Annotated in this window: 20 protein-coding genes; 17 read left to right on the plus strand and 3 right to left on the minus strand. The window is 46.1% G+C overall.

Annotated features, from left to right (window positions below; translation table 11 throughout):
* Positions 1-75 precede the first annotated feature (75 nt).
* The 8 genes from tsaE (at position 76) to hflC (ending at position 9,240) form a co-directional block, all read left to right on the plus strand.
* A complete protein-coding gene (gene tsaE / locus C1S73_RS12085; RefSeq protein WP_038872042.1) occupies positions 76-540 on the plus strand; it encodes a tRNA (adenosine(37)-N6)-threonylcarbamoyltransferase complex ATPase subunit type 1 TsaE in 465 nt (154 codons plus the stop codon).
* On the plus strand, positions 534-2,255 hold the full coding sequence (locus C1S73_RS12090; protein ID WP_038872041.1) for a LysM peptidoglycan-binding domain-containing protein: 1,722 nt from the start codon (positions 534-536) through the stop codon (positions 2,253-2,255). The genes tsaE and C1S73_RS12090 overlap by 7 nt, the downstream gene beginning before the upstream one ends.
* A gap of 18 nt (positions 2,256-2,273) precedes the next feature.
* Positions 2,274-4,292, plus strand: coding sequence for a DNA mismatch repair endonuclease MutL (gene mutL / locus C1S73_RS12095; protein WP_038872039.1), 2,019 nt, complete (start codon positions 2,274-2,276; stop codon positions 4,290-4,292).
* Positions 4,289-5,221, plus strand: coding sequence for a tRNA (adenosine(37)-N6)-dimethylallyltransferase MiaA (miaA, locus tag C1S73_RS12100; RefSeq protein WP_038872037.1), 933 nt, complete (start codon positions 4,289-4,291; stop codon positions 5,219-5,221). Before mutL ends, miaA begins: the two co-directional genes overlap by 4 nt.
* Before the next feature lie 193 nt (positions 5,222-5,414).
* Positions 5,415-5,678: an RNA chaperone Hfq gene (gene hfq / locus C1S73_RS12105; protein WP_005438329.1), complete on the plus strand. Its 264-nt coding sequence runs from the start codon at positions 5,415-5,417 to the stop codon at positions 5,676-5,678.
* A 38-nt stretch (positions 5,679-5,716) separates the two neighbouring features.
* On the plus strand, positions 5,717-7,006 hold the full coding sequence (gene hflX, locus C1S73_RS12110; protein ID WP_038872035.1) for a ribosome rescue GTPase HflX: 1,290 nt from the start codon (positions 5,717-5,719) through the stop codon (positions 7,004-7,006).
* 45 nt (positions 7,007-7,051) lie between these two features.
* Positions 7,052-8,257 (plus strand): FtsH protease activity modulator HflK, encoded by a 1,206-nt coding sequence (gene hflK, locus C1S73_RS12115; RefSeq protein WP_038872033.1) that lies wholly within the window; start codon positions 7,052-7,054, stop codon positions 8,255-8,257.
* A 2-nt stretch (positions 8,258-8,259) separates the two neighbouring features.
* The gene (gene hflC / locus C1S73_RS12120; protein WP_038872031.1) at positions 8,260-9,240 is read left to right on the plus strand and encodes a protease modulator HflC; all 981 of its coding nucleotides are present in this window, start codon (positions 8,260-8,262) and stop codon (positions 9,238-9,240) included.
* 73 nt (positions 9,241-9,313) lie between these two features.
* On the opposite strand, the gene C1S73_RS12125 is transcribed toward hflC, so the two are convergent.
* Positions 9,314-9,499 (minus strand): DUF2065 domain-containing protein, encoded by a 186-nt coding sequence (locus C1S73_RS12125; RefSeq protein WP_038872028.1) that lies wholly within the window; start codon positions 9,497-9,499, stop codon positions 9,314-9,316.
* A 173-nt stretch (positions 9,500-9,672) separates the two neighbouring features.
* On the opposite strand from C1S73_RS12125, the gene C1S73_RS12130 reads away from it, so the two are divergent.
* Together C1S73_RS12130 and motX are read left to right on the plus strand one after the other, a co-directional pair.
* Entirely contained in the window at positions 9,673-10,989 is a 1,317-nt protein-coding gene (locus C1S73_RS12130; RefSeq protein ID WP_038872025.1) for an adenylosuccinate synthase, read from the plus strand.
* 229 nt (positions 10,990-11,218) lie between these two features.
* Positions 11,219-11,854, plus strand: a complete 636-nt coding sequence (motX, locus tag C1S73_RS12140; RefSeq protein WP_038872022.1) for a flagellar protein MotX — start codon at positions 11,219-11,221, stop codon at positions 11,852-11,854.
* A 106-nt stretch (positions 11,855-11,960) separates the two neighbouring features.
* Here the strand turns inward: motX and hmpA are convergent, their stop codons facing one another.
* A complete protein-coding gene (hmpA, locus tag C1S73_RS12145; RefSeq protein WP_038872020.1) occupies positions 11,961-13,145 on the minus strand; it encodes an NO-inducible flavohemoprotein in 1,185 nt (394 codons plus the stop codon).
* A gap of 111 nt (positions 13,146-13,256) precedes the next feature.
* Between hmpA and nsrR the strand changes: the two genes are divergently transcribed.
* The 5 genes from nsrR (at position 13,257) to trpS (ending at position 19,065) form a co-directional block, all read left to right on the plus strand.
* Entirely contained in the window at positions 13,257-13,682 is a 426-nt protein-coding gene (gene nsrR, locus C1S73_RS12150; RefSeq protein ID WP_038872016.1) for a nitric oxide-sensing transcriptional repressor NsrR, read from the plus strand.
* A 116-nt stretch (positions 13,683-13,798) separates the two neighbouring features.
* Positions 13,799-16,285, plus strand: coding sequence for a ribonuclease R (gene rnr / locus C1S73_RS12155; protein ID WP_038872013.1), 2,487 nt, complete (start codon positions 13,799-13,801; stop codon positions 16,283-16,285).
* A 72-nt stretch (positions 16,286-16,357) separates the two neighbouring features.
* Positions 16,358-17,101, plus strand: a complete 744-nt coding sequence (gene rlmB, locus C1S73_RS12160) for a 23S rRNA (guanosine(2251)-2'-O)-methyltransferase RlmB (RefSeq protein WP_010443989.1) — start codon at positions 16,358-16,360, stop codon at positions 17,099-17,101.
* 123 nt (positions 17,102-17,224) lie between these two features.
* Positions 17,225-17,911, plus strand: a complete 687-nt coding sequence (locus C1S73_RS12165) for a phosphoglycolate phosphatase (RefSeq protein ID WP_038872010.1) — start codon at positions 17,225-17,227, stop codon at positions 17,909-17,911.
* A 116-nt stretch (positions 17,912-18,027) separates the two neighbouring features.
* The gene (gene trpS / locus C1S73_RS12170; RefSeq protein WP_010648934.1) at positions 18,028-19,065 is read left to right on the plus strand and encodes a tryptophan--tRNA ligase; all 1,038 of its coding nucleotides are present in this window, start codon (positions 18,028-18,030) and stop codon (positions 19,063-19,065) included.
* Between the two features lie 281 nt (positions 19,066-19,346).
* On the opposite strand, the gene C1S73_RS12175 is transcribed toward trpS, so the two are convergent.
* The gene (locus tag C1S73_RS12175; protein WP_038872007.1) at positions 19,347-19,742 is read right to left on the minus strand and encodes a hypothetical protein; all 396 of its coding nucleotides are present in this window, start codon (positions 19,740-19,742) and stop codon (positions 19,347-19,349) included.
* Positions 19,743-20,267: 525 nt separating this feature from the next.
* Between C1S73_RS12175 and C1S73_RS12180 the strand changes: the two genes are divergently transcribed.
* Both C1S73_RS12180 and C1S73_RS12185 read left to right on the plus strand, forming a co-directional pair.
* Positions 20,268-23,216 carry an ExeM/NucH family extracellular endonuclease gene (locus C1S73_RS12180; protein ID WP_038872005.1) on the plus strand — a complete coding sequence of 983 codons (2,949 nt, stop codon included), beginning with the start codon at positions 20,268-20,270 and terminating at the stop codon, positions 23,214-23,216.
* Positions 23,217-23,404: 188 nt separating this feature from the next.
* Complete coding sequence (locus tag C1S73_RS12185) at positions 23,405-23,992, plus strand: aminodeoxychorismate/anthranilate synthase component II (protein ID WP_038872003.1); 588 nt, start codon at positions 23,405-23,407, stop codon at positions 23,990-23,992.
* Positions 23,993-24,216: the final 224 nt, after the last annotated feature.

The following is a 24,216-nucleotide window of genomic DNA, read 5'->3' on the forward strand; positions in this document are numbered from 1 at the left end:
CAAAACCAACACAGTTTACTATTCCTGTTCTTTTGATTTTTATATAGTCAACGATCATTAGTTAGAGATACATCAATGAGCACGAAACAATTTAATCTTAAAGATGAGCATGAAACGGTAGCACTTGGTACCGCATTGGCTCAGCTTTGTTCTCAACAAACCACTATTTATCTACACGGGGATCTGGGTGCGGGTAAAACAACATTTAGTCGTGGTTTTGTCCGTGCTCTTGGTCATCAAGGCAATGTAAAAAGTCCAACCTATACTTTGGTTGAACCTTATCAGTTGGATAAGTGGCAAGTTTATCACTTTGACCTTTATCGTCTTGCGGATCCTGAAGAACTTGAGTTCATGGGGATTCGTGATTATTTCACTGATGATGCGATTTGCTTAGTTGAATGGCCAGAAAAAGGGCAAGGATTGCTGCCACAGCCAGATCTTGATGTGGACATTCGTTACCAAGGCGAGCAGCGTGTAGCCGAATTAACGGCGAATAATGAATATGGTGTGCAGTTACTCAGTCAATTGGAGCTATGTTGAGTCTTTCAAAATTTAGAGCGGTGGCAGCGTTAGTTGCCACTCTTCTCCTTATCATCCCCAATTTAGCGTTTGCTAACGTTGTTAAAAGTTTCCGAGTATGGCCTTCACCTGATGAGACTCGTGTCGTCATCGATTTAAGCGCGGAAGCTGACTATTCCTATTTCTCTCTATCTGGGCCGGATCGCCTTGTTGTGGATCTCAAAAACACATCAATGCAAGCGAAGTTGCCTGTCACTGTGACGGATAGTCCAGTGTTGAAGCGAGTGCGCAAAAGCTCTCCGCCGAATAAAAACACTTACCGTTTGGTGTTTGAGTTGAAAAAAGGTGTTAAAGCCGAGTTGTTTACGCTCAGCCCGACGCCGGGTGGTCAATATGGTCATCGTCTCGTCATTGACCTGCCACATGGCAAAAAGACAGCGACACCAGCGGCTAAGCCAAATAAGCCAACAACGACCAACAAAGACATGAGCACGGTACAGCGCGCTCAAGAAATTTTGATTGTGATCGACCCTGGTCATGGCGGTGAAGATCCTGGCTCTATTGGCCCATCTCGTCGTAAATACGAAAAAGACGCGGTACTGAGTATTTCTCGTAAACTGTCGGCGCAACTCAATGCCGTTCCGGGTATCAAAACTCGCATGACGCGTACCGGAGATTACTTCGTTAACTTGAACCGTCGTGTTGCGATTGCACGTGAAAATGATGCTCATCTGTTGATATCAATTCACGCGGATGCCTTTACTTCACCAAAACCACGCGGTGGCTCTGTCTTCGTTTTGAATACACGCCGAGCAAACACAGAAATTTCTCGTTGGGTTGAAAACCACGAGAAACAGTCTGAGATCCTAGGTGGCTCTGGTACTGCGTTTGTCAGTAACACCAATGACCGCAATGTTAACCAGACCTTGTTAGACCTTCAGTTCAGCCATTCTCAGAAAGAAGGTTACAAGTTGGCGACGAGTATTTTGGGGGAAATGGGCAAAGTCGCTCGTTTGCATAACTCAAAACCAATCAATACCAGTCTTGCGGTTTTACGCTCTCCACAGATCCCTTCAGTACTGGTTGAAACCGGCTTTATCTCGAACCCAACGGAAGAGAAGTTATTGTTCCAACGTGCTCACCAAGACAAGTTAGCGCGTGCGATCACTAAAGCCGTTGTTCAGTACTTAAAAGATAATCCACCAGAAGGTACGGTGTTCTCTTCTTCATCGAAGTCTGCTGTTCACACGGTAAAACGAGGTGAGTCTTTATCTGTGATTGCACAAAAATACGGAACGTCGACCAAAGCCATTATGAGTGCGAATAAACTTAAATCTAGTGGTTTGGCGGTCGGTCAGAAGTTGAAGATTCCGGGCGCTGGTGCGGTTTCTGTCTCGATTCCAAATAAACCTAATACGGTGGAAACTGAGACAATCACACACACGGTTAAATCAGGTGAGTTCCTCGGTAAGATCGCCAGTCATTACAAAGTGAAGATTGCCGATATTCGTCGTGAAAATAATCTGAAATCAGACACGGTTTGGGTCGGTCAGAAGCTGAAGATCACTGTCGCAGTGAAAGACAAGCCAATCCGCAAGCACAAAGTTGCTCGTGGTGAATACCTAGGTAAGATTGCATCGAAGTATGGCGTTAGCGTCTCAAGCATTCGTAAAGCAAACAACCTGCGTTCTGACGAGCTTGCCGTAGGACAGGTACTGATCATTCCAAACAAATAAGTGAGCTTATAACTCATCATGACCATTAAGATTTTGCCAGCTCGGTTGGCAAACCAAATCGCGGCAGGAGAAGTGGTTGAAAGACCCGCTTCTGTCGTGAAAGAACTGGTAGAAAACAGTCTCGACTCTGGCGCGACTCGAATCGATATCGATATCGAAAAAGGTGGCGCCAAGCTAATTCGCGTGCGCGATAACGGCAAAGGGATTGTTAAAGATGAGTTAGGTCTGGCGCTCAGTCGTCATGCCACCTCTAAGATCCACACATTGGACGATCTTGAAGCCATCATGAGTCTGGGTTTCCGTGGTGAGGCGTTAGCGAGTATCAGCTCGGTCTCGCGCCTTACCATGACTTCTCGCCCAGCAGCACAAGAACAAGCGTGGAGTGCTTACTCTGAAGGTCGAGATATGCAAGTTAAGCTCCAACCGACTGCACATCCGATAGGCACCTCGGTTGAAGTATTAGACCTATTTTTCAATACGCCGGCACGTCGCAAATTCCTTAGAACTGAAAAGACGGAATTCGCACACATTGATGAGCTTTTGAAGCGTATCGCACTGAGCCGCTTTGACGTTACCATCAACGTACGCCACAACGGCAAAATGATCCGTCAATACCGCGCGGCAAAGAACCAACAGCAAACTGAAAAGCGTATTGCGGCGGTATGTGGTAACGCCTTTGTACGTAATATGCTGCGTATTGAACTGGAGCATCAAGGGTTGAAGCTTCACGGCTGGATCACGACGCCGGAGGGAGCAAGACAGCAAAGCGATTTGCAGTACTGTTATGTGAATGGACGAATGATGCGTGACAAGTTGATCAATCATGCGATTCGCCAAAGCTATGAAACCAGCCTTAAGCCAGATCAGTTTGCTGCGTATGTGTTGTTTATTGAACTGGACCCGCATCAAGTGGATGTTAACGTGCATCCAGCCAAGCATGAAGTGCGTTTCCATCAAGCCCGCTTAGTGCATGACTTTATCTATCAAGCTTTGGCAGATGCGCTTGCGCAAAGCTCGGTGATTGATAAACCTCACGTCAACGAATCCGCGTTCCACCATGCCGACCCTGTTGAATCTTTTGAGGCAAGCACGGAAAATCAAGAACCAGTCAGTGCACCAGAGCCTGTGAATTCTCCTGTGCCAGAGCATGTCTATCAAGCGATTGATAACACTCCAGCTTATCCGGGGCGTTCAGACTATGAAGCGAAACCTCGCGATAGGGCACCAAGTGATTCTTCTGTGCGAGAAGCACGTCCGGCGGATTCTTTCAGACGAACAGATTGGGTTGAATCAAAACCTGCACCTAAACCAAGTTCTAACAGAGAGCAACGTCATGCAGAGCCTGCGCCAAGTAAACAAGAAGTGCGTGCTTATCATGAATTGCTTCAAACGCCAGACTTTGAGCCTCAAACTGAAACGATCGGAGAGGCGGTAAGCGTATCAACAAAGACAGAACTCTCTCCCGTTACGGCACTTAGCAAAGCTTTAGCCGTGGTGGACGAACAGTATGTGTTGATGAGCAGCGACAGTGGCGCAGCTTTGGTCGCGTTGCCAAGAGCGGAGTTTTATCGGACCAAAGGTCAGCTCACACCAAGTGACGGAGCGTTAAAAGCTCAACCGTTACTGGTACCATTATCGATCAAGTTGGAATCGAGCTTGGTTCAATTAGCACAAGATTATCAGCAAGATTTTGCTCAGCTTGGTATCCAGCTAAAATCACGAAATGATAAAGCGTTGATGGTCATGGGAGTACCGGCCCCGTTGCGCCAACAAAACTTACAAAATCTGATACCAGATCTGTTATCTTACGCGCAAACTCGCTTGACGGGAGAGATGGCAACGGCGTCGCTGTTATCTGAGCTGATTGATTGGCTTGCGTTGCAAGTCACAACGGTTAAGAGCCACTATACTCTCTCTGAAGCCATTCAAATTATTGCGGAACTTGAACAGCTAAGACATGGTCAATTGCCATTGGAAGACACCCATTTTGTGTCTGCTGTTGATTTCTCTGCCTCGATTGCCAAATTAAAGCCATGACAGACAAACTACCTTTGGCCCTCTTTTTGATGGGACCAACTGCATCAGGTAAAACAGAGCTCGCCATTCGCCTACGCCAAAAATATCCGGTTGAGATCATTAGCGTCGATTCCGCATTGATCTACAAGGACATGAATATTGGTACGGCTAAACCTGATGAACGCGAACTGAGCCTAGCACCGCATCGTCTTATTGATATCTTAGATCCTAGTGAATCTTACTCAGCGGCAGACTTTCGTCGTGATGCCCTACAAGCAATGGATGACATTGTTGCAGAAGGGAAAATTCCGCTCTTAGTCGGCGGTACCATGCTGTATTACAAAGCATTACTTGAAGGCCTATCACCTCTTCCTGCTGCAAATCCTGAAATTCGTCAGCAAATTGAGCAAGAAGCATTGACTAAAGGTTGGTCAGTGTTGCACGATGAGCTGAAAGAGATTGATCCTGTATCAGCTGCGAGAATCCATCCAAACGATCCTCAACGTTTATCTAGGGCATTGGAAGTATTCCGCATTTCAGGTAAAACTCTTACTGAGTTGACTCAAACTAAAGGTGATAGCTTACCTTATCGAGTCAAACAGTTTGCAATAGCTCCCATGGACAGGGCAGAACTTCACCGTCGAATTGAGCTGCGCTTCGAGAAGATGATGGAAGCAGGTTTTGAAGAAGAAATGAAAGCGTTGTATGCGCGTGACGATCTTCACCCTGATCTTCCATCAATACGTTGTGTTGGTTACAGACAGATGTGGGAGTATTTAGACGGGGAGTGTACTCGTGATGAAGCTGTTTTTCGTGGCGTATGTGCAACTCGTCAATTGGCCAAGCGTCAAATCACCTGGTTACGCAGCTGGAATGATTTAACTTGGTTGGATAGCGACAACATTGAACAAGCACTCGAAACCATGTCAGAAGCAATAGCATCTGATTGAGATAGCTGTGTATAATGTGATCGTTTTTGCGTGATCGCACTCTCAAAGGATCTGTTATTGGCGGTTTTTATACTATGCTGCTAATTACTTAGGGTGCATTTTGATTCGTTTAGCTCAGATGCAAAAAGCAGTACCTTTTGCATTGCACCACTAGCTAAATAATTACAACTACAAATTAAATAAGGAAAATAAAATGGCTAAGGGGCAATCTCTACAAGACCCATTCCTAAATGCGCTACGTCGTGAGCGTATCCCGGTATCTATCTACCTTGTGAACGGTATTAAACTACAAGGTCAGATCGAATCTTTCGATCAATTCGTGATCCTGCTGAAAAACACTGTAAATCAAATGGTGTACAAGCACGCAATCTCTACCGTTGTTCCGGCTCGTCCAGTGAGCCACCACAGTGGTGATCGTCCTCAAGGTGATCGTCCACAAGAGAAATCTGAAGATTAATTCTTCATTTAGTATTGCTAAAATAAGGAGTTGATTGCTTGTTTGACCGTTATGAATCCGGTGAGCGAGCCGTACTTGTTCATATCAACTTCACGCAAGAAGGTGAATGGGAAGATCTGGCTGAGTTTGAAATGCTGGTTTCTTCCGCTGGGGTAGAGGCACTGCAAGTTGTAACTGGCAGTCGTCAATCCCCACACCCGAAATACTATGTCGGAGAGGGTAAGGCACAAGAAATTGCTACTGCGGTACAATTAACTGGTGCTGAAATTGTGATTTTTAATCACTCCCTCTCTCCTGCCCAAGAACGTAACCTCGAAGCACTGTGCAAATGTCGAGTCCTCGACCGCACTGGTCTCATCCTCGATATCTTTGCTCAACGAGCACGAACACACGAAGGTAAGCTGCAAGTAGAGCTAGCCCAACTTCGTCATATTTCTACTCGTTTGATTCGTGGTTGGACGCACCTTGAAAGGCAGAAAGGCGGCATCGGTCTACGTGGGCCGGGGGAAACTCAGTTAGAGACCGACCGTCGATTATTGCGTGACAGAATTAAAGCTATCCTTCGCCGTCTCGAAAAAGTTGCGAAGCAGCGTGAACAAGGGCGCCGCGCCCGAAATCGAGCAGAAATCCCAACGATTTCTCTTGTGGGTTACACCAACGCGGGTAAGTCGACACTCTTCAACCGCATTACAGAAGCTGGCGTTTACGCGGCAGATCAATTATTTGCTACTCTTGACCCAACTTTACGTAAGATAGAGTTAGACGATGTGGGGCCTGCAATTCTTGCAGATACCGTTGGATTTATCCGACATTTACCACATGATTTGGTTGCTGCCTTCAAAGCAACCTTGCAGGAAACGCAAGAAGCTGACATTTTGTTACATGTTGTTGATGCCAGTGACGAGCGTTTTCGTGAGAATATTCAAGCTGTTCATGAAGTATTAGAAGAGATCGACGCACATGAAGTGCCGACGCTCGTAGTAATGAACAAGATTGACAATCTAGAAGAGCAAAATCCTCGTATTGAACGTGATGAGGAAGGCGTGCCTCGAGCGGTCTGGGTTTCTGCGATGGATGGATTGGGCATTGATCTCCTATTTGATGCGCTGACAGAACGTTTGGCGTCGCAAATGGTTGAGCATCAGTTGCGAATTCCTCCACAGTATCAAGGACGATTCCGTAGTACATTCTTCCAAATGAAGTGTATTCAACGTGAGGAATATGACCAGGAAGGTAACTTGTTGATCGATATTCGAATGCAACAGGTAGATTGGTCTAGACTTGAAAAAAGAGAAGGGGCAGTTTTAGTCGACTTTATAGTCACTTAAAGGACTGCTACAGTATAACGTCATATCAAATGATGGAGCTTTCTAATGGCGTGGAATGAGCCTGGAAATAACAACGGCAACAATGGCCGCGATAATGACCCTTGGGGTAATAATAATCGTGGTGGCCAGCGTCCTGGTGGCCGAGATCAAGGTCCGCCAGATTTAGATGAAGTGTTCAGCAAACTGAGTCAAAAGCTGGGTGGCAAATTTGGTAAAAAAGGCGGCGGCGGTGGTTCACCTATCGGCGGTGGTGGTAGTGCGATTGGCTTTGGTGTCATTGCAGTTATCGCGATTGCAGTATGGTTCTTCGCTGGCTTTTACACCATCGGTGAAGCAGAGCGCGGTGTCGTACTGCGTTTAGGTAAATACGACCGTATCGTAGACCCAGGTCTGAACTGGCGTCCTCGTTTCATTGATGAATACGAAGCGGTTAACGTACAAGCGATTCGTTCACTACGTGCATCAGGTCTAATGCTGACTAAAGATGAAAACGTAGTAACAGTAGCGATGGACGTTCAATACCGTGTTGCTGACCCATACAAATATCTATACCGCGTAACGAATGCTGATGACAGTTTGCGTCAAGCAACCGACTCAGCTCTGCGTGCAGTAATTGGTGACTCACTGATGGATAGCATCCTAACCAGTGGTCGTCAGCAAATCCGTCAAACAACGCAAGAAACACTGAATCAAATCATCGATAGCTACGATATGGGCATCGTGATTGTAGATGTGAACTTCCAGTCTGCACGTCCACCAGAGCAAGTGAAAGATGCGTTCGATGATGCAATTGCGGCACGTGAGGATGAAGAGCGTTTCATCCGTGAAGCAGAAGCTTACAAAAACGAAATCTTGCCGAAGGCAACAGGTCGAGCAGAGCGTTTGAAGAAAGAAGCACAAGGTTACAACGAGCGTGTGACGAACGAAGCGCTTGGTCAAGTGGCTCAGTTTGAAAAACTACTGCCTGAATACCTAGCGGCTCCTGGCGTAACTCGAGATCGTCTGTACATTGACGCAATGGAAGAAGTTTACTCAAGCACATCGAAAGTGCTGATTGACTCTGAATCCAGCGGCAACCTTCTTTACCTTCCAATTGATAAATTGGCAGGCCAAGATGGTCAATCAGACTCTAAACGTAAATCGAAATCGACTTCAACATACGACCACATTCAACTTGAATCTGAGCGTACTCAAGAAGACACTTCGAACACGCAGTCTCGTTCAACGGGTACACGTCAAGGGAGATACTAAGAATGCGTAAGTTAATGATCCCTGTACTGGTAATCGCTCTGGCATTAATGCTGATGTCACTGTTCGTGATTCCTGAAGGTGACCGCGGTATTGTGGTTCGATTTGGTCGTGTCTTGAAAGACAACAACGACATCACTCGTATTTACGAGCCGGGCCTGCACTTCAAAATGCCTTTGTTTGACCGCGTGAAAACACTAGATGCGCGTATCCAAACAATGGATGGCCGTGCTGACCGTTTCGTAACGTCTGAGAAAAAAGACGTAATCATTGATACCTACGTGAAGTGGCGTATCGAAGATTTCGGTCGTTACTACCTAGCAACAGGTGGCGGCAATACGCTGACTGCCGAGGCGCTTCTTGAGCGTAAGGTAACGGACGTACTACGTGCAGAAATCGGTGCTCGTGAAATCAAGCAAATCGTATCTGGTCCACGTAACAACGACGTACTTCCAGAAGACGCAACCAGCGAGGAAGTAAGTACTGAAGCAGCTCGTGAAGCATTGGAAATCGATGGTGAACGTGACCTAATCATGTCTGAAGTGTTGAAAGACACACGCGACAGCGCAATGAAAGATTTGGGTGTTCGCATCGTTGACTTCCGTATGAAGAAGATCAACCTACCAGATGAGATCAGTGAATCAATCTACCGTCGTATGCGTGCAGAACGTGAGTCGGTAGCTCGTAAGCACCGTTCTCAAGGTCGTGAGAAAGCCGAAGTTATCCGTGCACAAGCTGAGCTTGAAGTGGCAACAATTCTTGCAGAAGCAGACAAAACAGCTCGTGTAACACGAGGTGAGGCGGATGCAGAAGCTGCGAAGATCTATGCGAATGCTTACAACAAAGATCCTGAGTTCTTCAGCTTCCTTCGTTCTTTAAAAGCTTACGAGAAATCGTTCAGCTCTAAGAATGACATTCTTGTACTTGATCCGAAGAGTGAGTTCTTCCAGTACATGAATAACGCGAAAGGCGCAAAAGCTGAATAAGCGAATTGCTAAACGACAAAAGGCTCCTATATGGAGCCTTTTTTATATCTGCTGGAAAATAAGCGCTGGCGGCTTAACTCATCATTATCGCGATGACCGCTCCGGCGACGACCAGACAGCCACCAATCCGACGCAACTGGTTATCTGGTTGGTCACTCAACTGAGCCACCATGTTACGCCAACCGTTTGGGGCAATCAGTGGTCCAATTCCTTCTACAATCAAAACCAGCCCGATAGCCAGCCAAATAGACTCAGACATTGCGATTCCTTGTGGATTTAAGAAAGGTAAATATTATCAGTGATGTAGTGATTTCGAAATGAACAACATCGGTGATGTTTGCATTCTAGTATCAACTCTGTGAACAAAAATGACTGCAAGAAGGGGGATTCGGTGCTAGAATCCATTTTTAACTAGCAATCAGACTTGGAAAGATGGGAAATAACGTAGTCGTTCTAGGCACCCAATGGGGTGACGAAGGTAAAGGTAAAATTGTAGACCTTTTAACTGAAGATGCAAAATACGTGGTACGCTACCAAGGCGGTCACAATGCAGGTCATACACTTGTAATTGACGGTGAAAAAACCGTTCTTCACTTAATTCCATCAGGTATCCTTCGCGATAACGTAAAATGCGTTATCGGTAACGGTGTAGTGCTATCGCCTGAAGCTCTAATTAAAGAAATGAAACCTCTTGAAGAGCGCGGCATTCCAGTACGCGAGCGTCTTTTCATTTCTGAAGCATGTCCTCTAATTCTTCCTTACCACGTTGCAATGGACCAAGCTCGCGAAATCGCTCGCGGTAAAAAAGCTATTGGTACAACAGGTCGTGGTATCGGTCCAGCATACGAAGATAAAGTTGCTCGTCGCGGTCTACGCGTTGGCGACCTATTCGATATGGAAACGTTCGCTGAGAAACTAAAAGAAGTAATGGAATTCCATAACTTCCAACTAGAGCATTTCTACAAAGCTGAACCAGTAAGCTATGAAGAAGTACTTGAGCAAGCTAAAGGCTACGCTGAGCTACTAACTTCAATGGTTATCGACGTAACTGACGAACTAGACGCAGCACGTAAGCGCGGCGACAAGATCATGTTCGAAGGTGCGCAAGGTACACTGCTAGATATCGACCACGGTACTTACCCTTACGTAACTTCTTCTAACACGACTGCTGGTGGTGTTGCTGCAGGTTCTGGTTTCGGTCCTCGTCATATCGGTTACATCCTTGGTATCACTAAAGCTTACTGTACTCGTGTTGGCTCTGGTCCATTCCCGACTGAGCTATACGACGGTCTAGACAAGCAAGATCCTGTTGGTAAGCATCTAGGTGAAGTTGGTCATGAGTTCGGTGCAACAACTGGTCGTCTACGCCGTACTGGTTGGTTCGATGCTGTTGCGATGCGTCGCGCAATCCAAATCAACTCTATCTCTGGCTTCTGTCTAACTAAACTAGACGTTCTAGATGGCCTAGAAGAGCTAAAAATCTGTACTGGTTACAAGATGAAAGATGGCTCTATCCTAGAAGTTTCTCCAATGGCAGCTGAGTCATTTGAGCAAGCGACACCAATCTACGAAACAATGCCTGGTTGGTCTGAGAACACATTTGGTGCTAAGTCAATCGACGCGCTACCACAAGCAGCTCTAGACTACATCAAGCGTATTGAAGAGCTAACTGGCGTGCCTGTAGACATCGTTTCAACAGGTCCAGATCGTAACGAAACTATCATCAAGGTTCACCCATTCGAATCTTAATCGATACTCGTTAGAGATTATAAAAGCCGACTTTCGAGTCGGCTTTTTTGTATCTGTAACTTGGCTGCACTGACGGAAAAATAAACTCGATATGGCAAATTGTTGCCGTTAAGCTTAAACAAGAGGCAAAAATTGTCTAAAGCTTAACTGACGTTTGCCGATAAGGTTATCAAGCAGAGGAGATCCTTCACCGATCTTTGATTTCTCAGAATCCTTAAAGAGTACATTTATGAAGTTACGAACAGTGGCTGCTTCACTGTTATTGATGCTGAGTGCAACGTCGGTCAAGGCAGATGTTGCCGATGTGGGGGCACCAGTTCCCATCTATACCGAAGCAGAGTTAATTAAGCTTATTGAACAAAATAAGCATTTAGAACGCGTGCGTGCGGATAACTGCCAGTTGGTGGAAGATATTGTTGCACGTGCCACACGAATTAATTTACCGTCGTATGAGTTTCTCTACGGCGACATGCTGGCGTGGGGCGTTTGTGTAGAGCAAGATGTTGAACTTGGTCTCTACTATATGGAAAACGCTGCACACCAAGGCTTACCTGCTGCATTAGAGCAGCTTGGGCGCTACTACTCTCGTGGTACCTTAGTTCAACAAGATAAAGAGCGTGCAATCCCATACCTGCGAGAAGCGGCGGCAATGGGGAACCTTAATGCGCGTATTCATCTTGCTGAGTTATTGTTACGTGATTACGGTAGCCCACTGGATTACGAAGATGCTTACCGTTGGTTATACAACTCAGTCACGGCAGATCAGAGAAAACATAAGCGTATTGCGGTGCTAAGAAATGGTTTAGAGCAACGTATGCCGCAAAACATCATTGCGCGAGCCAAGCGTCGCGATACTTTCTGGTAGATGTACTCTTAAAACACCAGTAGCTTCATAACACTCTGCCAATAAAAACAACAAAGCCCACATCATGTGGGCTTTGTTGTTTTTCCCGAAACGTAATCGTGAGCGATTAAACGACTTTGTGTGGACCGAAGCATTCATAGTGGAATTGTTCTTGCGGAACACCAAGTTCAAGCAGTTGTTTCGCTACGTGCTGCATAAAACCAACAGGGCCGCAGAAGTAAACTTGAACGTTGTCTTGTTTCACTGCTGCTTCAATTTCGTGTAGGTTTACGAAGCCGGTGAAATGGAAGTCTTCACCCAACTTATCTTCTGCCGTTGGTTGGTTGTACCAAACCAGCGAGTTCATATTCTCTTTTGCGCCAACAATCTGATTCACATGATGTTTGAATGCGTGTTGTTGGCCGTTTTCTGCTGCGTGTACCCAAGTTACAGGTGCTTTGTGTTCAGCAAGGCTCTCAAGCATTGAAAGTGTTGGCGTTAGACCGACACCAGCGGAAACCAAAACAACGGGTGTACTTGCTTCTACGTCCATAAAGAAGTCACCCGCAGGTGCGGCTAGCTGCACTTTATCGCCGATGTTGAGATCGTCATGCAGGAAGTTCGATACCTTGCCGCCGTCTTCACGTTTTACCGAGATACGGTAAGTGTTTTCTTGTACCGCAGAAGATAGGCTGTACTGGCGAATCTCTTGGTTGTCGAACTTATCACTGTTGATGTAGATACCAAGATATTGGCCCGGTTTGTACTCAGAAACCTTTTCACCATCGACCGGTTTGAAGACGAAGCTACAAATGTTCTCGCTTTCAAGTTGTTTACCAACCAGTTCAAACTCACGCAGACCACGCCAGCCACCTTGAAGTGCTGCATTTTCTTGGTAGATTTGTTCTTCACGTTGAATGAACACGTTTGCTAGCACGCCGTAGGCTTCTGCCCATGCGTCAATCACTTCTTGACCAGGAGAAAACAGCTCATCAATGGTAGCCAGTAAGTGCGTACCAACGATTTGGTACTGATCTTTGGTGATCATAAAACTGGTGTGTTTGTGGGCGATTTTCTCTACTGCACCAAGTAGGGCTGGTAGGTTGTCGATATTGCTTGCATAAGCACAGATAGCATTAAATAGAGCTTCACGTTGGTCACCATTACGCTGGTTACTCATGTTGAAAATGTCTTTCAACTCAGGATTATGGGTGAACATGCGGTCATAAAAGTGCGCAGTCAACTTCGGGCCAGTTTCTGCAAGAAGTGGTGCGGTTGCTTTCACGATATCAATGGTTTGGTTGCTGAGCATAATGGCTTCCTATTTAAAGTTGTATTTGTAATGCATGTTTAAAGTTGTATCTCAAATGTATCTTTCGATCAAGAAAAGAATTACACTTTTGCTTCTAGAGAGGATAGCAACATGCAGTTAACTAGCTTTACTGATTACGCGTTAAGAACCCTGATTTACTTGGCTTCTTTGCCCAAAGATGAGCTTACAAATATTACCGAAGTAACTGATTTATTTGGTGTATCACGTAACCATATGGTGAAGGTGATCAACCGTCTTGGTCAGTTAGGTTATGTACATACGGTGCGTGGTAAAAACGGCGGCATTCGTTTGATGAAGCCGGCAAAAGAAATTACTGTCGGTGGTGTGGTGCGCGATCTAGAGCCATTAGATTTGGTAAATTGTGATGTCGAGTTTTGTCACATTACGCCGGCATGTCGTCTAAAAGAGAAGCTAGCAAAAGCGAAATTGGCTTTCTTAGCTGAATTAGACGGTTGCACTATTGATGAACTGCTTCGCGACAACTCAGAGCTGCTGATCCTGCTTACACGTCCTTAGTTTACGTGTGTCTCTCTCATCCTTTCAAGATCATTCTTTTTTCAAAGCAATTCTGTAGCTTATCAAGAGACTCGGATATACTAGCTCTATACCTTCCTTGCTAGATAGGCACGCCTATGTCAGACAATATTCCAAACGATCCATTCGCAGATCGTGAATCCAAAAATTACGAAAACCCAATTCCAAGTCGAGAGTTCATCACTGAGTTTCTGCAGCAAGCTGGCGTCCCAATGAATCGCAACGATTTGTTTGAAGCGCTTAAGCTAAAAGGTGAAGATCAATACGAAGGTTTACGCCGTCGACTGCGCGCGATGGAGCGTGATGGCCAGCTCGTGTTTACGCGTCGTCAGTGCTACGCGCTACCAGAAAAACTCGAGATGGTGAAAGGTTACGTAATTGGCCATAAAGATGGTCATGGTTGGGTGCGTCCTGAAGGCAGTGTTGGCAAGGATAATGACATTGTGCTGCCTCATCACCAAATGAAACACATCATTCATGGTGATTTCGTTTTGGTTCAACCGACGGATAACAGCAAGCGCGGTCGCCGTGAAGGGCGTTTAGTACGTGTTTTAGAAGAGCGTAACACGCAGATCGTTGGTCGTTTCTTCCTAGAGTACGGCTACTCTTACGTTGTGCCTGATGACTCGCGTATCAGCCAAGATATTCTAATCCCAAATGAGCACAAAGCAGGTGCTCGTATGGGTAACGTGGTGGTGATTGAGATCACTGACCGTGGTTCTCGTTCGCGTGGCATGATGGGTAAAGTGGTTGAAGTGCTGGGTGAAAACATGGCTCCGGGTATGGAAACGCAAATCGCGATTCGTACTCACCAAATTCCTCACGATTGGCCAGCGGCTGTCGATAAACAAATTGAAAATCTAGGCGAAGAAGTCCCAGAAGAAGCAAAAGTGGGTCGAGTTGACTTGCGTGAGTTACCGTTGGTGACCATCGATGGTGAAGACGCTCGTGACTTTGATGATGCGGTGTACTGTGAGAAGAAAAAGAGCGGTGGTTGGCGTTTATGGGTAGCGATTGCTGACGTAAGTTACTACGTACGTACAGACTCTGCGCTGGACAAAGAAGCCATCAACCGTGGTAACTCGGTGTACTTCCCATCGCAAGTTGTGCCAATGCTACCTGAGGTGCTATCAAACGGTTTGTGTTCACTTAACCCACAAGTTGATCGTCTGTGTATGGTGTGTGAAATGACCATCTCTGACACCGGTAAGCTGTCAGGGTACAAGCACTACGAAGCGGTGATGAACTCACATGCACGTCTGACGTACAGTAAAGTGGGTGCGATTCTAGAAGGTGATGAAGAGCTGCGTATGCGCTACCACAACCTAGTGCCTCATCTAGAAGAACTGCACAGCATGTACAAAGTGCTAAAAGACGCTCGTGACAACCGTGGTGCGATTGAATTTGAGACCGTTGAAGCTAAGTTCATTTTCAATGCCGAACGCAAGATTGAAACCATCGAGCCTGTGATTCGTAACGATGCACATAAGATCATCGAAGAATGTATGATCCTAGCGAACATCGCCTCAGCGTCTTATGTCGAGAAGGCAAAAGAGCCAGCATTGTACCGTGTTCACGAATCTCCGGGTGAACTGCGCTTGCAGGGTTTCCGTGATTTCCTAAGTGAGCTTGGCTTGGATTTGAAGGGCGGTCTTGAACCATCACCAACCGACTATGCAGACTTGGTAAAACAGATTGCGGAGCGTCAGGACAAAGAGCTGATTCAAACCATGCTGTTGCGCTCAATGAAGCAAGCAGTATACAACGCGGACAATGCCGGCCACTTTGGTTTGGCGCTGAAGCGTTACGCGCACTTCACGTCGCCAATTCGTCGTTACCCAGACCTGCTGCTGCACCGCGCAATCAAATATCTGATTGCCAAAGAAGAAGGTCGCAATCAAGATCGTTGGACCCCAACGGGTGGTTACCACTACTCGTTTGACGACATGGACTTCTACGGTGAGCAATGTTCGATGACAGAGCGCCGTGCAGACGATGCAACTCGTGAAGTGGCTGATTGGTTGAAGTGTGAATACATGCAAGACCATGTTGGCGATGAGCTGGATGGTGTTATTGCCAACGTGACCAGCTTTGGTTTCTTTGTTCGTCTGACTGAGCTGCACATCGATGGTTTGGTGCACATTTCAACGCTAGCAAACGACTACTACCAATTTGATCCGATTGGTCAAAGACTTATCGGTGAAAGCTTCGGTAACATCTATCGCCTAGGCGATGCGGTGAAAGTGAAAGTGCTTGCGGTCAACTTAAATGACAAGCAAATTGACTTTGAATTAATCGAAACAAGCCGTAAGCTACGCGGCAAAGGTAAGACTGCGAAGAAACGCGCAGCAGATGCCAAACGCAAAGCAAAAGAGAAAAAGCGTGCGGCAACCAAAGGCGGTACGCGCGCGAAGCCGATGATTGAACCGACCAAGCACCCAGAACCTGCGGAAGCAGGCAGTGCTCGCAAAGGTAGCGCGAAACGCGGTGACGCTGAAGGTACGAAAAAGCCGAAGAAAGCACGCAAGAAAAAGCCACACAGTAAGCCGAGAAAGACTAAGCGTACTAAGAGCGACGCTGAGTAGGCTGAAGCGCCAATCTAGTCCGAAAAGGAGTAGATTGGCGAGGGCAAGACGACCAGAACAACAGGTTAAACAATGAGTAACGAATTTATTTACGGCATTCACGCAGTGAAAGCGGTATTAGAACGCGAACCAGAGCGTTTTATCGAAGCATACGTCCTAAAAGGCCGCCAAGACGATCGTCTAATGCCAATCCTGAATGACCTTCAGGTTTGTGGTGTTTCGATTCAACAAATGACTCGTAAAACGCTAGACGACAAAGCACACGGTGCTAACCACCAAGGCATCATTGCGCGTGTTAAAGCTGCGAAACAGCTTAATGAAAACGACATTGATGGCATCCTAGCGCAGCATGAATCACCGCTGCTGTTGGTATTGGATGGCGTGACGGATCCACACAACCTAGGCGCATGTCTTCGTAATGCTGATGCAGCCGGCGCGGCGGCGATCATCGTACCGAAAGATCGCTCTGCACCGATGAATGCCACCGTAAGCAAGGTTGCTTGTGGCGCAGCAGAAGTCGTGCCATTGATCCGAGTGACCAACTTGGCTCGTACTATGCGTACACTGCAAGAGCAAGGCATCTGGTTTGTTGGTACAGCAGGCGAAGCAACGCACGATATCTACCAAGCGAAACTGACTGGCCCTCTTGCTATCGTAATGGGTGCAGAAGGTGACGGTATGCGTCGTCTAACTCGCGAAACCTGTGACGATTTGATTAAGATCCCAATGGCAGGTAGCGTTTCAAGTTTGAACGTATCTGTCGCATCTGGCATTTGTTTGTTTGAAGCTGTTCGTCAGCGTATTGCTGCAAAGTAATTGCTAAACAAGTTTTAATAAACAAATAGTTACTGCAAAGTCAGACATAATGATAAAAACAAAGGATGGGGTGCCATCCTTTGTCGTTTTCACCGATTTATAAATAGAATTTTCAGGGGAGTTATGACTCAACAAGACATTAAATTCATTGCCTTTGACCTAGACGGTACTTTGCTTGATAGCGTGCCCGATCTTGCGGTTGCCGCCGATCAAGCTGTTCAAGAACTCGGTTTTCCTTCTGTTTCAGAAGAACAAGTTCGTGACTATGTTGGTAACGGCGCAGACGTACTGATTGGACGCTCATTAAGTCAAAGCCTGACCATCAATCCAGAGTTGAGCGAAGAGCTTCGTGCAAAAGCGCGTGTGCTGTTTGATGACTACTACGAGCAAAGTGGTCACAAGTTAAGCCACCTTTACCCAACGGTAAAAGAGACGCTGGAAGAGTTGCACAAAGCCGGTTTTGTTATGGCGTTGGTGACCAACAAGCCTTCGAAGTTTGTGCCTGATGTTTTAGAAAAACACGACATCGCAAAATACTTTGTTGATGTGCTAGGTGGCGACGCGTTTCCAGAGAAAAAACCAAACCCAATTGCACTGAACTGGTTGATGGAAAAGCACCAAATCCAACCGAGTGAAATGCTGATGGTCGGCGACTCGAAGAACGACATTCTCGCAGCAAAGAATGCAGGCTGTGCCTCATTTGGTCTGACTTATGGCTACAACCACGGTGAGCCTATCTCTGCATCAAATCCAGATTTCGTCGCTGACAGTTTGGCTGAATTATTGGATGTAGTAGCGGTTTCTGCATAACGGCTACAAAAGAGCTTCCAAAATACTCGTTAATGAGTACACTGAGTAAACCGTGCACCTATCGTTGCACGGTTTTTTTCATTTATTTAGATTAAGAAGTCAAAGGAATCATTCTAATGAGCAAGCCCATTGTATTGAGTGGTGTTCAACCTTCAGGTGAACTAAGTATCGGTAACTACTTGGGTGCTCTACGTCAATGGCAGCAGATGCAAGACGATTATGATTGCCAATACTGTGTGGTAGACCTTCACGCGATTACGGTTCGTCAGGACCCTAAAGCACTGCATGAAGCGACGCTAGACGCACTGGCGATCTGTCTGGCAGTTGGTGTTGACCCGAAGAAGAGCACGCTATTTGTTCAGTCACACGTACCAGAGCATGCTCAACTTGGTTGGCTTCTTAACTGTTACACCCAAATGGGTGAACTGGGTCGTATGACGCAGTTTAAAGACAAATCTGCACGTTACTCAAACGACAGCTCAAGCCAGTTTGGTGATGTAAACGTTGGTCTGTTTGACTACCCAGTGCTGATGGCGGCAGACATCCTGCTTTACGGTGCGCACCAAGTGCCTGTAGGTAGCGACCAGAAGCAACACCTAGAGCTAGCGCGTGATATTGCTAACCGCTTTAACAACATCTACTCACCAGAGCAGCCAATCTTCCAAGTGCCAGAGCCTTACATTCCGACGGTAAACGCGCGCGTAATGAGCCTTCAAGACGCAACCAAGAAGATGTCTAAATCTGATGACAACCGTAAGAACGTTATCACGCTGTTGGAAGAGCCTAAGTCGATCATTAAGAAGATCAACAAAGCGCAAACCGACACAGAAACGCCACCGCGTATCGCTCACGATTGGGACAACAAGGCAGGTATCTCTAACTTAATGGGTCTGTACTCTGCGGCAACAGGCATGAGCTTTGAAGAGATTGAAGCCAAATACCAAGGCGTTGAAATGTACGGTCCATTCAAGAAAGATGTTGGTGAAGCGTTGGTGACTATGCTTGAGCCAATTCAGGCTGAATACCACCGCATCCGCGCTGACCGTACTTACATGAATGAAGTGATGAAGCAAGGCGCGGAGAAAGCATCGGCACGTGCGGCTGAAACGTTGAAGAAAGCATACGAAGCAGTGGGTTTTGTTGCTCGCCCATAGGCTGAAGCCTAACACAAAAAAGCTCTACCATTGATTGGTGGAGCTTAATTATATGGCCCACTCCACTCTCAAGTCATTAAGCTTAGAGTGGGCTCTCAGAGTAAGGTGAACCATCTGCCTTCTATTCATTTTTTAGGTATTGACCTAGGCAAGCACTGTTTCCACGCTATCACTTATAGCTATTAAGGTGCGGAAGTGCTACGCCGTAAGTTAAATCGAAACCAACTCCGTTATGACTTAATTGTAGTTGCAATAACGGTGCGAACCATACATTTTGGTGCCTATTTTCTGGAAGATGCCTCTTCCTCACAACGTGTCATATTGTAGTACTCGGCACGTCCTCGTGGTCCTGCAAACCATGTTTTTATCACAAAACCGCGTTCCGTGAAGTAACGCAGATCCTCGCATGCGATTTGATAGCTCGATTCGGTAATCGAAACTGGATCCCAAGTGTAACGCGAGAATCGCGGCAACTGAGCGGTGAAAGTAATCATCCCCTCATCACTTACATCAAACTCTTCATATTGGTCCAGCTCGGCTTTGGCTTCCTCAATTAAATGTTGAGCTGTGTTCGGCTTTAATGGTTGGCTTGTTTTTAATTTATTCTGAATAGATTGGCATCCCATAATCAGTATGGAAGCCGAAAGGGCTAGCGCAATCTTTTGAAATTGTTTCATTTTCTTATCCTAATCGTCGTTATTGGAGATCTTGTTATCTGTCTCTCATGAGCGTTATAACGAGTGCTTATGGATTTTGCTAGATTCACATGGTGAGAGTAATGCTTGGTTTATAAAACTTTGAACTTCACACGCATAAATAACCTCAAAGGTTATTTTTAATGGCGCTGTAAAGGAAAGAAATAATAAGTTCGTCATTCTAAATTAGCATTGCTTAATATTTAAATTGTATTGCTAGAATTGAATTAATTCAGATTGAATACTCATACATTCACATAGCATGCTGAGTGATATAAAACCGAGTAATAAGTCTAATTATTGATATTTATATTCTTAGTTACTGTATTTGTTACAAAAACTGTTTAAATGGGCAGCCCTGGCATAATTTTGCGTATTCACGTGTGATATATTTCACGGCTTTTACTGGTGTTTCTTATTTATTTCATAAATAAACCTGATAGTAGGCACAAATGGTGGGCTCTGCTCAGGGCTTAGTTTGCATTTAAATAAATATCAGGTACGACAATGGATACGTTAATCAAACCCTCTTTACTTGCACTGACGATTGCCAGCGCGCTTAGTGCCAATGCTAACGCAGAAATTATCCTTTCCCAATATGTTGAAGGTGGCTCATACAACAAAGCCGTAGAAATCGCGAACACGGGCGATGCAGCGGTAACGCTAACCGGTTACGAGCTAGCGAAATCATCAAACGGTGGCGGTACTTGGGGGAGCACACTCGACCTTAGCCAAGTGACGTTACAAGCTAACCAAGTGTATGTACTGGCTCATGGTGACGCGAGCGATGCCATCAAAGCTGTCACGGATATCACAGATAAAAGCGTTGCGAACTTTAACGGTGACGACCCGATCGCACTGCTTAAAGATGGCGAAGTGCATGACATCATCGGTGTGATGGGTGACGTAGATTTTGGTAAAGATATAACATTGGTTCGTAACAGTGATGCACTAACCCCTTCTGCTACTTATGATGCATCTCAGTGGACGGCATTTGAGAAAGACAACATTGACGGTCTTGGTGAGCTAAATGCGACGGAGCCACCAGCACCATTCGCTTGTGAAGTAGACGGTCAGCAACCTAACTTCACCACCATTCAAGATATTCAAGGTGAAGGCGATTCGTCACCATTTATTGATGGTTATCCATACATTACTGACGAAGATCATTTCGTAACTGGTGTCGTGACTGCTGTTACCACTGGCCTAACCAAAGGTTTCTACCTGCAAGCGTTAGAAAGCGACAACAACGACAAGACTTCAGAAGGCTTGTTCATTCATACCGATGCCGCGGATACCAATCTAAAATCAGGCGATGTTGTTTGTGTGAAAGGTAAAGTTCAAGAGTATTACAGCAATACTCAGCTAGCTTCTGATGCTAACAGTTATGTGAAAACGGGCACATCGGATATTCCTCGAGTTACCGATCTTGTTATCAAAGAAGGTGAGACACTACGTGATGCGCTAGAGCGTCATGAAGGCATGCAAGTTGAACTGAAATCAGCAAGCGAGTTGTTTGTGACTCGTAACTTCTCTTACGACTACGACTCTCGTCGTAACAATATGATGCTGTCTCATGAAGCGCCATTGTTTAAGCCGACTCAATTGCACGCAGCAGAGAGTGATGCAGCTGTTGAGCTAGCAAAAGACAACGCAGCGAACCGCGTATACCTAGAATCAGATGGCAAAGCACCAAACGGCCAAATTCCTTACTACCCTGACTTTGCGAAAGATGCAGATCAAGATGGCTCTTCTGAGCAGCACATTCGTCTTGGTTCGCGAGTAGAAGGTCTGCAGGGCGTGGTGGCTTACAGTTACAACGAATACCGCTTGATTGCGACCAATGAAGTCGATAACACCAACTTCGTGGCTTCAGGTGAAGACTTCGACGTGGCTCGTAAAGATGCGCCAGCGATTGCGGATTCAGATTTGCGTATCGCGAGCTTTAACGTACTGAACTACTTCAACTCTGTGGCTGACAGCGGTCATGAAAACCCAACCGGACAAAACCGTGGGGCAGAAAACCTCGATGAGTTCCTGATCCAACAAGCGAAAATCGTTGCGGCGATGAATAAGATGGACGCTGACATCATTGGCTTAATGGAAGTCGAAAACAACGGCTTTGGTGACAGCAGTGCGGTGAAGAACTTGGTGGATGCATTGAATGCTGAAATCGAAGACACAGAAGATCATTACACTTACGTTGAAATCGCGGATCAAGACAAATACCAAGACGAATACTTTGGTAGTGATGCGATCATGGTGGCGATCCTATACCGTGCAAACGAAGTGACGCCAAAAGAAGTTGCGAAAGTGATTGTGACACCAGAGCAGCACATCGAAGAAAACACCATTACGCGTGGTGACGATGCGGAAGGCAACCCGGCTTACGACAAATACCAGCGTCATAGCCTGCTACAAACCTTTACAGTGAAAGAGACCGGTAAAGATCTATCCGTTGTGGTTAACCACTTCAAATCGAAAGGCTCTGAATGTATTGAAGAATGGATTGCGGGTGTAGAAGACTCTGAGCCGGCGGATCTGCAAGGCAACTGTAACAACTTCCGTGTTTCTGCAGCCAACGTTGTGGGTGACGCTCTGAAAGGCATTGAAGGTGACGTGCTAGTAATGGGGGACCTAAACGCGTATGGCATGGAAGATCCTCTGCTTACATTGACTGATTACTCGAAAGAGAAATACGGCCGTGACATTTACACTGCTGCTTACACAACCATTGGTGGTGGTGAGCTTCAAGTAGAGAAGACCAAAATTGAAAAAGGTTACGGTTACCATAACCTGAACACGGTACTTCACGGCGCAGACACCTTCTCATACACCTACTCTGGTGAGCTAGGTAACCTAGACCACGCGTTGGCGAGCAACAGCTTGGCACAAAAAGTGGTGGCGATTGAAGATTGGCACATTAACTCACTAGAAAGTAACTTGTTCGAATACAGCAGCAAGTACACCGGTGATATGCCGAAGTACAAAGATGCGTTCTCGGCATCTGACCACGATCCAGTGATCATCGCGATTGATTTCCCGGATACAGACATCGATCTACCAAGCTCAGGTGAAAACCTAGCGGTGGAAGTTCGTCTGCCACCAAACGCAGTTGTTGGTGATATCGTGACGGTAAGCCTAGTGGAAACAACTCAAGCGGCGTCGTCAACCTCTGATGCTGATGGCTACGAAGCGAGTGCAACTTTGACACAAGCGGACATTGATGCTCGCAGTGTCAGTGTGGAATTCGACAAAGCTCCAACAGAAGGCCAGTACGTACTAGAAGAGAAAGTGACAGATTCGACGGGCAACACCGTTAAGTTCAGTGATTCTCGCGATGTTACGTTAGAGCCGTCGAGCACTAACCCATCAGACGATGATGATGGTGGTTCATTTGGCTTTGGCGCGCTAATTGCGCTGCTAGGTCTAGGCTTATTCCGCCGTCGCCGCTAAGCGAATTTATTTCCTGACAAACAGTTCCTAAATAGCTGTAAAGACCAAAGGCCAGCCTATGCTGGCCTTTTTATTCAGCAAAAACTTGCCTTTCTTGCTTGGTATAGCAAAATACCGCCCTTGATTGTCACGAACGTGGCGATCACCACGTAAGCATTGCCAAAACGGATTGGAGCAACCGACCCTTTATGTTGTTGATCATCGATAACTACGACTCTTTTACCTACAACCTTTACCAATACTTCTGCGAACTTGGTGCAGACGTAAAGGTGGTGCGTAACGATGAGATCGACATCCAAGGCATTGAGGCACTCAACCCAACTCATTTGGTGATCTCTCCTGGGCCATGTACCCCTAACGAAGCAGGTATCTCTCTACAAGCCATTGAGCACTTTGCTGGTAAGTTACCTATCTTGGGCGTTTGCCTTGGTCATCAGGCGATTGCACAGGTGTTTGGAGGGGAAGTGGTACGTGCTCGACAAGTAATGCACGGTAAGACATCCCCAATTCGTCACAATGGTCGCAGTGTGTTTAAAAACCTCAATAACCCGCTCACGGTAACCCGCTACCACTCTCTTGTGGTGAAAAACGGTACGTTACCAAAGGTGTTTGAATTGACTGCGTGGACTGAGTTGCCTGACGGAACCATGGATGAAATCATGGGTTATCAGCATAAAACCCTGCCAATTGATGCAGTACAGTTTCATCCAGAGTCAATTAAGACAGAACAAGGCCACGAACTACTCGCAAACTTTCTTGCGCGTAAAACGATCTGATCGCGATCACTTTTCTTAACAAATTCTTCATATTTTGTGCCTGAGAAGGGGAATGCAAAACTATGCGTTCTGCCAATTAGGTAGGGACTATTCATTTTTCTCATTTCTTTCTGAACCTTGTCATGCATGGTTTTTATAAAAAATCGCTTCTCTATTTGCGTTTCTTGGTGCATAAATAATCATAGATAGTGAGTATGAGGTGTTACGCTCGCATACGAAAAGAA

It is taken from the genome of Vibrio jasicida 090810c, from assembly GCF_002887615.1.
GTDB lineage: Bacteria > Pseudomonadota > Gammaproteobacteria > Enterobacterales > Vibrionaceae > Vibrio > Vibrio jasicida.